Source organism: Sorangium sp. So ce124 (assembly GCF_051525235.1).
Taxonomy (GTDB): domain Bacteria; phylum Myxococcota_A; class Polyangia; order Polyangiales; family Polyangiaceae; genus Sorangium; species Sorangium atrum.
Genome location: NZ_CP150312.1, coordinates 1076344 through 1088773, shown reverse-complemented (window position 1 = coordinate 1088773; position 12430 = coordinate 1076344). Strand labels below are relative to the sequence as shown.

General features: G+C 71.7%; 5 protein-coding genes and 1 pseudogene. 2 read left to right on the top strand and 4 right to left on the bottom strand.

Annotated elements, in window-relative coordinates:
- Positions 1-459: 459 nt before the first annotated feature.
- Together WMF19_RS04005 and WMF19_RS04000 are read left to right on the top strand one after the other, a co-directional pair.
- Positions 460-1464 (top strand): annotated as a pseudogene (locus tag WMF19_RS04005) (protein kinase domain-containing protein); the annotation flags it as partial.
- Positions 1465-1917: 453 nt separating this feature from the next.
- On the top strand, positions 1918-6492 hold the full coding sequence (locus WMF19_RS04000) for an nSTAND1 domain-containing NTPase (protein ID WP_437901592.1): 4575 nt from the start codon (positions 1918-1920) through the stop codon (positions 6490-6492).
- A gap of 274 nt (positions 6493-6766) precedes the next feature.
- Here WMF19_RS04000 and WMF19_RS03995 read toward each other — a convergent pair whose 3' ends face one another.
- The 4 genes from WMF19_RS03995 to WMF19_RS03980 form a co-directional block, all read right to left on the bottom strand.
- Positions 6767-7567 (bottom strand): hypothetical protein, encoded by an 801-nt coding sequence (locus tag WMF19_RS03995; RefSeq protein WP_272097838.1) that lies wholly within the window; start codon positions 7565-7567, stop codon positions 6767-6769.
- Between the two features lie 371 nt (positions 7568-7938).
- The gene (locus WMF19_RS03990; protein WP_437897863.1) at positions 7939-9663 is read right to left on the bottom strand and encodes a CHAT domain-containing protein; all 1725 of its coding nucleotides are present in this window, start codon (positions 9661-9663) and stop codon (positions 7939-7941) included.
- Complete coding sequence (locus tag WMF19_RS03985; RefSeq protein WP_437897862.1) at positions 9660-11048, bottom strand: hypothetical protein; 1389 nt, start codon at positions 11046-11048, stop codon at positions 9660-9662. Before WMF19_RS03985 ends, WMF19_RS03990 begins: the two co-directional genes overlap by 4 nt.
- The gene (locus WMF19_RS03980) at positions 11045-12424 is read right to left on the bottom strand and encodes a hypothetical protein (RefSeq protein WP_437897861.1); all 1380 of its coding nucleotides are present in this window, start codon (positions 12422-12424) and stop codon (positions 11045-11047) included. The genes WMF19_RS03985 and WMF19_RS03980 overlap by 4 nt, the downstream gene beginning before the upstream one ends.
- Between the last annotated feature and the right edge of the window lie 6 nt (positions 12425-12430).

The following is a 12430-nucleotide window of genomic DNA, read 5'->3' as shown; positions in this document are numbered from 1 at the left end:
GAGGCCGCTCCGCCACTTCGCGACCTCCCCGCCTCCCCCTCCGAGGCCGCCCGGTTCGGTTTCAGACCGACCCGCCCCCCTCGCGAGGCCGCTCCGCCACTTCGTGACCTCCCCGCCTCCCCCTCCGAGGCCTCCCGTTTCGGTCTCGACCCACCCCGCCCCCCTCGCGGGGCCGCCCCACCCCATCGCGACCTCCCCGTTCCGCCTCCCCTCTCGCGCCGCCCTACGCCCTCACGGCGGAAACCCCAGCGACTCCCCTTCCTCCCCGTCGTCTCCGCCGGAGCCCAGCACGTCCGGGGGACCGGGCAGGGCACGCCGAGCGGCCCAGTCCTGCGGCGGCTGACGCCACAAGGCCAGGCCGGAGCGCCCGCTGCACCGCGCCGCGCGCGTGCTGTCCCAGGCGCCCTCTGCTCCAGAGCGCCCTCTGCATTCGCTCCCTTCGCCAGCTGGCTTGATGCCATGCTCGTCCGGCAGTGCGGCCGGCGGCACGCGCACCGTGAGGTGCGCTGGTGCGCTGGATACACGCTTGTGCCGGACGAGGGGCGGAGACGACTCTATAGAAGGAGCGATGGGCAGCGAGGTTGGCTGCCCGAAGAAGAGGCGATAGGGCAGCGAGGCTGGCTGCCCCAGAGTCGGGCCGGCCACCTCATCGAGCTCTCTCCGCGGCGCAGGGCAAGCTCGACCGCCGGGCTCGCTGCGTCGGCGACATCGATCCGGATGAGGACGTTTCGCCCGCAACTGCCACGCGAGGCGGCCGCGACCGGAGGGACCATGATGAACCAGGTGACCCTCGCTCCAAGGACGTTGTTCCAGGATCGCTACGAGATCCTCTCCTCGCCCTGGGAGGCCCCCCACGCCGCGATCTACCACGGGCGGCAGATCGCGGGTGGGCGGCCCGTCGTCCTCGAGGTCGTACACATCCTCCCGGAGGGGGTCTCCGGGGGCATCGCGCGACGCCACCGCGCGCACTTCCTGCGGGAGATGGGCCGCTGCGCGCGGCTCCGCCATCCCAACATCGTCCGGCTCATCGACGCGGGACAGACGGACGAGGGGCTGCTCTATACCGTGTTCGAGCGCGCGCCCGGGCAGAGCCTGGCCGAGCTGCTGTTGGTCCGCGGCGCGCTCGATCCGCAGGAGGCGCGACGCCTGATGAGGCAGGTCCTCGACGCGCTGGCCTGCGCGCACCGGCAGGGCATGGTCCACGGGGACGTCCGGCCGGCCCACGTGATGGTCGTGCCCTCGGGGGCAGAGCGGAGCGCGCTGCTGTTCGGCTTCGGCTTCGCCGCGGTCGCCGCCGGAGCGCCCGGCGGAGAGGACGGAGCGCGCGCCTCCGGCACCGAGCTCATCGGCGCGCTGGCCTACGCGGCGCCCGAGCAGCGCCGGGGGTTCGCGCCGATAGCGCGCTCGGACCTGTACGCGTGGGGGCTCGTGTTCCTCGAGTGCCTCACGGGCAGGCGGGCAGCCTGCGGAATGTCTCGGGATGGAGACGCTCTCGCGCCGGAAGGCGGCGAGCCCGGCCGGATCCCGCGGGCGCTCCTCGATCACCCGCTCGGGGACATCTTGCGACGGGCGACGATCGAGGATGTCGCGGCGCGGGCAGGCACGGCGGACGATCTGCTGCGCGAGCTCGACGCCTGCGAGGTGGCCGGGCTCCGCCGGGAGGACCTGATCCTGGACGCCGCGCCGAGCGGGGCCGGGGCGCGGCGAGAGGAGGCAGCCGGCTGCGCCCTGACCGCCTCGGGACGGGACGCGGCGATCCACCCTGACGACCTGGGCGCGCTCGGGACCTCCGGTGAGGAGCCCGCGCGCACGCTCGCCGAGGTCCCGGCCAGCCTGACATCCAGCGGGCAAGCGCGCGACGCCGTGCCTCTCCGTACCGGTGATGCGGGGCCGCCGGCCGAGCCCACCGCGGGCCGCATGCACCTGAAGGCCGGCGACGTCCTCAAGCACTACGAGATCATTCGCAAGCTGGGCCGGGGCGGCATGGGGGTCGTGTACCTGGCCCGCGACACGAGGCTCGGCCGCCTGGTCGCGCTCAAACTCCTCCGCCGTTACACCGGGCAGACGATCGAGCGCTTCCTGGACGAGGCACGGGCCACGGCGCGCTGCAGGCACGAGAACATCGTCGTCATCCACGAGGTCGACGAGATCCTTGGATGTCCCTACCTCGTGCTCGAGTACATCAAGGGCCGCTCGCTGCGCGAATGGATGGCCCAGCGCGAGCAACCCAGCGCGCCCGGGTCGCCGGCCGCCCAGTTGCCGCCTGGCCCGAGGGCGGCCAGCACCGTGATCGGCGTCATGGTGCCTGTCGTTCGCGCGCTGGTCTGCGCGCACGACCTCGGGATCGTGCACCGCGATCTCAAGCCGGAGAACATCCGCATGGACGACGCCGGGTGCATCAAGGTGCTCGACTTCGGCCTCGCCAAGCGGATCGACGCGAGCGTGGTCGCCTCGGTCAGGAACGCGCGGGCGGCGCTCGCCGGCGACGCCGGCGGGCACCGGAAGAGCGCGATCGTCGGCACGCCGGGGTACATGTCGCCCGAGCAGTTGCAGGGCAGCGACGTGGATTGTCGCACCGACCTCTGGGCCGTGGGCATCCTGCTCTACGAGCTGCTCACGGGGGAGCACCCGCTGCACCCGTTCTCGTACGCGCGGCTCTCGGCCATCGTCGACGTCGATGTCCCCATGCCCAGCTTGAGCGAGAGGCGCCCGGACGTGGGCGCGCTCGGCGCCCTCGTGGACCGCTGCCTGAAGAAGCGCAAGGCCGAGCGCATCGGCTCGGCCAGGGAGCTCCTCGCCGAGCTCGAGGCGCTCCTGCCCGGCCGGAAGGCGCTCCAGCTGGGCGAGGACGAAAGCCCGTTCGCCGGCCTGTCCGCCTTCCAGGAGGCGGACGCCGCGCGCTTCTTCGGCCGCGATCGGGACATCGCCGCCATGACGAAGCGGGTGCGGAGCCAGCAGCTCCTCGTCATCGCCGGCCCCTCCGGGGCGGGCAAATCGTCGTTCGTGCGCGCGGGCGTGATCCCCGCCTTGAAGGGAGCCGAAGGCCACTGGGAGGCGTTCATCCTGCGGCCGGGACGCCGTCCGCTGTCCGCGCTCGCCGATGTGCTCGTGCAGGTCGCCGAGGCGGAGTCCACGCCTGGGGCGACGGCGGGGAGCGGGGCAGCGACGGGCGCTCCCGAGCTCCCCGATCATGACGCGCTGGTCGCCACCTTGCGCACCCAGCCAGGTGCCCTGGGCGCCCGGCTGCGCGCGCGCTGCCGCCATGAAGGGAGGAGGCGCCGTATCGTGCTCTTCGTCGACCAGCTCGAGGAGCTCTATACGCTCGGAGCCCCCTCCGAGGAGCTGGCGGCGTTCGTCGCCTGCCTGGAGGGCGCGGCCGACGACGCGTCGTCGCCCCTGCGCGTCCTGCTCGCCGTCCGCTCGGACTTCCTCGAGCGCGTGGCCGAGGACCGCAATTTCATGACCGACGTGATCCACGGGCTCTGGTTCCTGCGGCCCATGGGGCGCGATGGCCTGCGCGAGGCCCTCACGCGGCCGCTCGAGGCGGCCGGGGTTCGCTTCGAGACCGCAGAGATGATCGAGCACATGCTGGGCACGCTGGAGGGCACGCGGAGCCCGCTCCCGCTCTTGCAGTTCACGGCCGCGAAGCTGTGGGAGGCGCGGGATCGCGCGCGCCGGCTGCTCACGCGGAACAGCTATGAACGCCTCGGCGGCGTCGCCGGCGCGCTGTCCGCCCACGCGGACGCGGTGCTCTCGTCGCTGCCGTCGCGCGAGCAGCGGCTGGCCCGGGCGGTGCTCCTGCGCCTGGTCACGCCCGAGCGCACACGCGCGGTGGTGAGCCTGGACGAGCTCCGCGAGGCAGCGCAGGACGGCGAGGGCGCTGCCGGCGACGCGATCGCGCAGGTGGTCCAGCGCCTGGCGGGCGCGCGGCTCCTGCACATCGAGGCTGGCAGCGACGAGGCCGGAGGAGCGCGCGACCGCACGACGGTGGAGCTGGTCCACGAATCCTTGATCGACAGGTGGCCGAAGCTCGGCCAGTGGCTCGCCGAGAGCGAGCAAGACGCGCAGTTCCTGGCCCGGCTGCGCGCCGCGGCCCAGCAGTGGAAGGCGAGCGGTGAGGCCGAGGGGCTGCTCTGGCGCGACCGCGCGGCGGAGGACGCGAGGGCGTGGTACGAGCGCCGTCGCGCCGACCTGGGAGCCGATTGGCACGTCGGGCTCGGCAAGCGCGAGGAGCGATACCTGCTGGCCGTCGTGGGCCTTGTCGAGCACGCGCGGCGTCTGCGCCGGCGGCTCGCCGTCGGCACGGCCGCCGCGCTGAGCGCGATCGCTGTCGTCGTGTCGTTCCTGGCGATCCGTGCCAGTCAGCAGGCCACGCGCGCCGACCAGGAAGCGGCTCGCGCGCAGGTCGAAGCCCGGGAGGCGCGCAACGCGACCCGCATGGCCACGGCCCGCGAGCTGCAAGCCGATGCCACGACGGTGCTCGCGATCCTGCGCGAGGTCGAGCCGCCCGTTGTGCCGCGAGGGTGGGCCAATCTCGCGCACGGGGCGCTGCACAGCGGGCTCGCTCGCGCGGTGCTCAGCCATCCAGAGGCGGTCATGCATGCGCGCTATAGCTCCGACAGCAAGCGCATCGTCACCGCGTCATGGGACGAGACCGTGCGTGTGTGGAACGCCGACGGCACGGGCGAGCCCATCGTCCTTCGTGGCCACCAGGGAGTGGTTTACTCGGCGGCGTTCAGCCCCGATGACAAGCGCATTGTCACCGCGTCCTATGACAAGACGGCGCGCGTCTGGAACGCCGACGGCACGGGCACGCCCGTGGTCCTCCGGGGTCACGACGATCGGGTCGCTTCGGCCTCGTTCAGCCCCGATGGCAAGCGCGTCGTCACCGCGTCGCACGACAGGACCGCGCGCGTGTGGAACGCTGACGGGACAGGCGAGCCCCTCGTCCTCCGCGGCCACGAGGACGGGGCCTTTTCGGCGGCATTCAGCCCCGATGGCAAGCGCATTGTCACCGCGTCGCAGGACGGTACCGCGCGGGTGTGGAACGCCGACGGCACGGGCGAGCCCATCGTCCTTCGTGGCCACCAGGGAGTGGTCTACTCGGCGGCGTTCAGCCCCGATGGCAAGCGCATTGTCACCGCGTCCTATGACACGACAGCGCGGGTATGGAACGCCGACGGCACGGGCGAGCCCCTCGTCCTTCGCGGCCACGAGGATGCAGTTTACTGGGCGGCGTTCAGCCCCGATGGCAAGCGCATTGTCACCGCGTCCTATGACAAGACCGCGCGGGTATGGAACGCCCATGGGACGGGCGAGCCGCTGCTCCTTCGTGGTCACGAAGAAGCGGTCGTGTCGGCGGCGTTCAGCCACGACGGCAAGCGCATCGTCACCGCGTCCTATGACAAGACCGCGCGGGTGTGGCACGCCGACGTCACGAGCGAGCCCCTGCGCCTCCGTGGCCACGAGAATGGAGTGCTGGGGGCGGCATTCAGCCCGGATGGCAGACGCATTGTCTCCGCCTCGTATGACAAGACCGCGCGGGTGTGGAACGCCGATGGCACGGGCGAGCCCCTGGTGCTTCGCGATCACCAGGAGCGGGTCAAGTCGGCGGCGTTCAGCCCCGACGGCAAGCGCATCGTCACGGCGTCGTACGACAACACCGCGCGGGTGTGGAACGCCGATGGCACGGGCGAGCCCTTGGTCCTTCGCGGCCACGAGGGTGCGGTCTACTCCGCGGCGTTCAGCCCCGATGGCAAGCGCATTGCCACGGCGTCGAGAGACAAAACCGTGCGCGTGTGGAACGCCGATGGCACGGGCGACCCCCTGGTCCTGCGCGGCCACGAGGATGGGGTCTCCTCCGCGGCGTTCAGCCCCGACGGCAAGCGCATCGTCACCGCGTCCTGGGACAAGACAGTGCGGGTGTGGAACGCCGATGGCAAGGGTGAGCCCTTGGTCCTTCGCGGCCACGAGGGTGCCGTCTCCTCCGCGGCGTTCAGCCCTGACAGCAAGCGCGTCGTCACGGTGTCGTATGACAAGACCGCACGGATCTGGAATGCCGACGGCACGGGCGAGCCCCTGGTCCTGCGCGGCCACGAGCATTGGGTCCTGGGGGCGGCGTTCAGCCCCGACGGAGGGCGCATCGTCACTGGGTCGCAGGACAAAACCGTGCGCGTGTGGCGTGCCGACGGGACGGGCGAGCCGCTGGTCCTTCGCGTTTTCGATTCCCCGGCCAACAGCGTGGCCTTCAGCCCAGATGGCAAGCACATCGTCGCCGGATCCGACGACAAGCTCGTGCGGGTGTGGACCGACCTCGAGCCGCTCCGCGGCGTCGACGACCCGAAGCTGTGGACCGCGACCACCTACTGCATGCCCGTCGAGCGGAGGATAGAGCTCCTTCGCGTGCCCGAGCCCATGGCCCGAGCGAACCGGGAGACCTGCCTGCGCCACGTCGAGGAGGCTCGCGCCGCTACCCCGGAGACCCGACCATAACCGGCTGTCCGTCCGAGCGACTCAGCCGACCGGTGATGCCCAACCTGGGTCGGGTCGCCCCGCGCGATAGAGCCTGAGCCATCGAGAGCATCGCGGCCTGAAGGCTTGAGTCGGCGAGCCGGGACCGGGGCGCGTTCGCTTGCGGTCGCGTGGGGTCGGCGCGGCGCACGCGGCGCAGGCAGCCGCGCTGGAGAGGGCACCTCACCGGACGAGGTCGGCGCCGCTCAGGAGCTCAGAGGCGATGCCGGCGCCACGCCGGTGCACGCCCCGGCCTTCAAGCCACCAGGCGGAAGCTGGAGAGCGGCATGCCGTACACCCGCTGCGACCCTTGCACGTCGACCTCGGTGATCTCGAGCTCGGGGTTCCCCACGCCGCCGCAGAAATAGTGCATCACCGACCTGGGATCGTAGGCCGTGAGGTCGATGGTCTGCGACATGTCCTCCCGGGGGCAGGCGGGCGGAGCGCCGCTCCGGATGTGCTCATGCCGGAAGCCGAGGACGTGACCCAGCTCGTGCCGGAGCACGCCGACGGGGTTGAACCCGAGCGAGGGCGAGAAATAGGAGGGATTGATCAGGAGCTGCCTTCTCCCGACCGGGTCGTTCGGGAAGAAGGACGCGGCGATGAAAGCCCCGCCGGAGAGGTTGAGCCGCACCGGGAACACGACCTCTGCGGGGCGGCTCGTGCTCCCGTCGAGCTCGGCCACGTGGCGGAACGACACGCCGCAGGTCTCCTCCCAGTCGCGCGTGGCCGTCAGCATGTTGGCGCGCACCGTCGCGTACTGGCGCTCGTCCCGGAAGGTCGCCCTGAGTACGCAGTACGTGATCACGAACCCCGGACGCCAGCGCAGCGGCCTGCCGTCCTGCAGGATGCCGACCAGCCCCTCCCCTCCGGGGCCGGCGTCCAGGTTCGGCGGCTCCACGTTGGCGGCGTGAGGCACGTAGTCGGCGAGCTGCTCCTCTTCCAGCAGGAGGTCGCCCTCCGCTACATACATCAGCTTCCCATCGAGCTCGAACGTGGGGAGCCTCGTCTTGAGCTCCCCTACCTTCTGCGCGATGGCCGGATCGGTGATGGCCATGGCGATTCTCCTTGGCCCGGAGCACCCGGGCTCTTGGGTGATGGTTGTGGTTCCGATCGCGTGAGACCGCGGATCACCTCCTGAAGGTGTCCGGGCAGCTCAAGGAAGAGCGCGCGGCTGAGCGGGTCGGCGCTCTCGGGCGCGGAGCCGCGGACGAGCGCGTCGATGAGCAGCTCCTCGCGCGAGCCGAGCGTGTCCCCCCGCACGAGGTAGAGCGTTTGACCTTCGATCTCGATGCGATAGCGCTCCTCGGTACGGCGGAAGAGCTCGGACCGGTCAAGGAGCGCCCGCAGCTCGGGGTGAGCCTCAAGCAACGAGGGTTGCGTCGGCTCCTCCGGCCTGATCGCTTTCATATCGACCCCGGCGCGGCCTCATGGCAGCGGCACAACGATCGCATTGTTCCAGCCGCACATGAACAACCTCGGTTCGGATGCGAGCCCGTCAACCCGCAACTCGTACACGGCGGGGAACGCGCCGGGCAGCGTCAGGTCGACCTCGAACAGCGGACCAGCGCCGAGCGTCACCGGCTCTCCGGATGGGGCGGACGCGACGAACCGCACCTCGCCCGGTTGATCCAGGGCGAAGAACGCGCGCAGCCCAGCAGCCTTGAGCGCCGACGCCGGCCGGGCTGCCCGCACCGTGATCGCCTCGGCGAAGGACAGCCGTCCTTCCAGGCGCGATACGGAGACCGACCCCATCTGCTGGACAGACACCGTCACGGTGTCGCCGGGCTTCGCCTCGTTCCGCGCGGGCCACACCAGGGTGGCCCCCCCCTGCCGCCTGCGGTCGAGGAACGCCGATTCCACCGTATCGAGCATTGAGCTCGAGAATTGTCGCGTCTCCGGGGGCAGCGTGGCCGGCAGCTCGCTCCGCAACTTCCAGGCCTTCTCTCGCAGCGCCTGGTCGTGCTCGTCGAGCGGGTCGAACGCGGTCGGCGCGGTGCACAGGAAGTCGAACAGCGGCTCCACGTTCGCCACGCGGAAGAGGACGGGCGCCGACCAGCTGGGCGGATACGGCTTCTGCGCGAACATCTCCTCGCGTCCCGCCCGCACGGCCCGTTCGACGTCGCCAGGGCTCTGCTTGAACAGGCTGAGGACGAACGCCTGGAGGAAGCGCTCGGCGTCCACCGCCTCCAGCCGGTGACTCATCCCGATCGCGCACTGGACGCCGGATTCGCCGTGGATCAGCGAGTGCGCCACGTTCTGGTTGCCGCGCATCCACTGCGGCAGCCGCTCGCGCAGCGCCTCGCCCGCTGCGGTCATGCAGCCCGCGAGCACAACGACCGGCACGGGCCGGTTCAGGAGCTCGCTCCGGAGCTGATCGGCGCGGATCGGGTTGGCGAAATCGCTGCCTTCGAGCTCGAACAGGAGGACGCCGATCGGAGGGAACCCCTCGAACCCCACCTCCTGGAGGTCGCCGTGCCCCATGTAAACGAGGAGATCGTAGCGCACCTTGCGCAGCTCGGCGCGGAAGGCATCGTAGGTGACGGGCCCGCCTGCGCCCGCCTCGCTGCTCAGCACCGTGACCTGCACGACGTCGGCGAGCCCGCACCCGCGCGCGATCGCGACGACGCGATCGCGGATGGGCAGCACGGGCGGCACGTCCCCGCCGAGGTCCTTCGGGTTCGTGCGGACCAGGAGCACGCGGAAAGGCCAGCTCCAGCGCAGCGCCGGCGGCGCGGCCACCCCGCGGTGGCGCTTGTACGAGTGGACGATCCCCCGTACCCAGGGGTGCAGCGCGAGCGGGTCGGCGTCGAGCTTGAGCAGCTCGAAGGGGACGTCGTGCAGGTACGGAAGCACCGCCGGGTGCGGCCGGAAGACGATCCGGAAGGGCTGAGTCGCCGCGTTCACCGCGGTGCCCAGGTGGCCGCGGAGATCGTTCTGGAGCAGCCAGCCGGTGACCTGCTCGGCCAGGGACTCGGTCATCTGCTCCGACCCGTAGCCGCTCCGCAGCTCGTCGAGATCCGCGGGCGGGAGGCTCGGAAAGGGCCGTTCGAGCTCGTCATCGATGGGCGCGAGGTGGCAGGCATGGACGCACAGCCGCAGGTGCGAGCCCGCTCCAGGCTCGATGTCGACGACGAACTCGGGGTTTCTCATGGCTCCGTGTCCTCGGACAGGGATTGCTCGAGCGCCTCGTCGAGGGCGGCCTGCCGCTGGCCCTCGCGCTCGATGAGGCCCTTGCCCGGGAACTCGAGCCCGAGCGACGCGTAGTGGGCCTCCAGCATCTTCGCCGCGCCGAGCAGGTCGCGGGAGCACGAGAGATCGGCGGTCACCTGCGCCGGCGTGAGCGGCACGTCGTCCTCCGGGGTCTGCCCCGCGCCGAACGTCGGCCACGTGGGAGAGCGCCGCGCCTCGTCGCCCGGCCGGGTGAACTGCCGGCCGAAGCGGTGCCGGAGGAACAGGACGACGGGCGTCAGGAGGGGGCGCTGCGACGCAGCCATCATCGCGTCCTCCACGTCGAGCGACGCCGCGAGCCGCTCGTAGAACGCGCGCCAGAACTCGCGGTACACGCGGGGATGCATGGGACCGAGCTGGGCGGCGATCGTGGGGCCATCGCCGCTTTGATGGCCGAAGTGCGCGAACGCGTGGTACACGGCGGGCATGCCGCCGTGGCCCACGCGGGGAGTCTCCGGCGGGGTGAGCGAGAGGATCGTGGCGCTCGACCCGCGCAGCATGGCAGTGAGCTCCAGGGACGAGAGCGTGTCGTCCTCGTCCCCCGAGAACTCGAGGAGGCCCTCCAGGCCGAGCGGCACCATGCCGTCGGCCACCACGTGGATCACCTCGAATCCCGCCTGGATCGCCGCGGAGAGCGCTTTGCGCGCGTCGTCCTCCTCGATCCAGGCGACCTCGATGCCGGAGCCCAGGCCCTCCAGCGCCTCGGAGAGCGAGGCGGGCGCGCCGCCGGTCGGGTCGACCACGGCGACGCGCAGCGGCTGTCCCTCCCGCAGGGAGAGCGGCGGCACGACCCGCCCCGGGATCCCGCGCACGATCGAGAGGCGCGGCGGGCGGTGCTCGCCGTGGAGGAGGATCTCCCAGGGAAGCTCGTCGAGCTCGGGCGTTTCGGTCGACCACCAGATGCGCAGCCGCCGGGGCGCGTGCGGCCGGAGCCGCAGGATCGCCCGGAGCCCGCGGGAGATCGACCCGATGAGGCGGCGCCGCAGCTCGAGCAGGGCCTCCTCGCCCTCGTAAAAGATGCTCAGATACTCGGCGTAGCTGAGCCAGGTGACGGAGATCTCTTCATGGCCGATGAGCGGCAGCCCCGCCATCTCGGGCAGCGGCGACGCGCCGCCCGGCTCGACCGCGCCGGGGTCCCCGAGCAGCAGAGAGGAGATATCGAGCTTCGTGTAGATCCACGCGTGGTAGCGCCGGCACACGCGGCGGCCGGTCACGCGCGGCGTGACCGGCTCCGCGGGGCGGACCGGGGCGATGCGGACGAGGATCTCTGGATATCGAGAGAGCTGCGCGCTCCGCCTCGTGATCATCCGCAATCTCCGGCGAAGTCGACCGACCGCGCGATCCGCGCATAGGACGCGGCGCGCTGCGGGGACAGCGACGCCGCGCCCGCCAGCATCGGCGGCCGCGGGATCGCCGCGAAGAACTCCATCGTTCGCCGCTGGACGGCGCCGAGCTCGACCGGCGGCGGCGCCGAGGCGACCGCGAGCTGCGCCGCGACCGGCACGAGGCGGTAGGGGAAATACGAGGGTTTGTCCGGCGCCGGGCGGAGCTCACCGCTCCTGAGATAGCGCGCGAGCGCGTCTGCCCGCTTCACGTCGGCCGCGACGTCCGGGTGGAGCTCCCTGAGCGCGCGACCGCCGAGCGCGTCCAGCTTCCTCTCCAGGAACGTGCCCGCGATCGCGCCGAGGTCGCCGAGGAACGGCGCGACCCAGGCCGGCGCGGGCAGCGCCCGCCAGTCCTGCTCCATCTGGTCGGCCGCGCCGGCGAGCGCCGCGACCCCGAGCCGCCGCAGCAGCGCGGCGAGCAGCGGGACGCGGATCATCGGGTGCGGGTGAGGATCGCGCCGGTCAAGCTCGCCTTGCTGGCTCCCGGGCGCGAGCACCAGTTGAAGCGACCCGAGCGCCAGCGCGAAGCCGGCGTTGCCGAGGAGGACACCGATCGCGTCGGCGAGGATCTCCCGGGTCCAGCCGAACCAGATCTCCTGCCGGTCGGACGGGATCTCCCCGTCGGTGCCGAGGAGCAGCGCCCTGGTCAGCTCGCTCGAGAGCGCCAGATCCTGATCGACGTTGTGGCCGACCTCGTGGCAGAGCATGACAAGGAGCCAGGCGCACTCGGTCTGATCGGCCGGCAGGAGCACGATCGGTATCGGCAGCCGGAGGTCGCGGTAGCTCCGGAGCGAGCTGCGGAGGGCGCGGAGCGGGTTCTGGCGGCTCACGGCGACCGGCCCGTAGTGCGCCTCCAGGCAGACCAGCGGAGGCTCGCGCATCCCCTCGCGGGGGACGAGGCCCCAGTTGCGCGCCGTGTTCATGCACGCCTGGTAACACTCGGCGGCCACGAGGTCGGCCGCGTCGAGCGGGGGGGCGAGCGCCGGCTGCTCCCGCTGCGCGAGCGTCTGAGAAAAGATGTTCCACACCCCGTGCGCGCCCGCGATCTCGACGAGGAGCTTGCCGAAGCCATCCGCGAAGTCGGCGTCGGACAGGTCCGCTCCGAGCCGCTCCAGGATGCCTCTCTGGCGCTGGATCAGCTCGTTCATGAGGATCTTCAGCGCCAGCACCTGGCTCTTGTGGATCCCGAAACCTCGCGTGTTCGCCGCGGCGACCGCCTCGAACCGCGCGACGTCGCGCGGGAGCACGTCGATCCGACGCTGGAGCTCGGCGGTCGCCCTGGCACGCAGAGTGGACACGGCCCC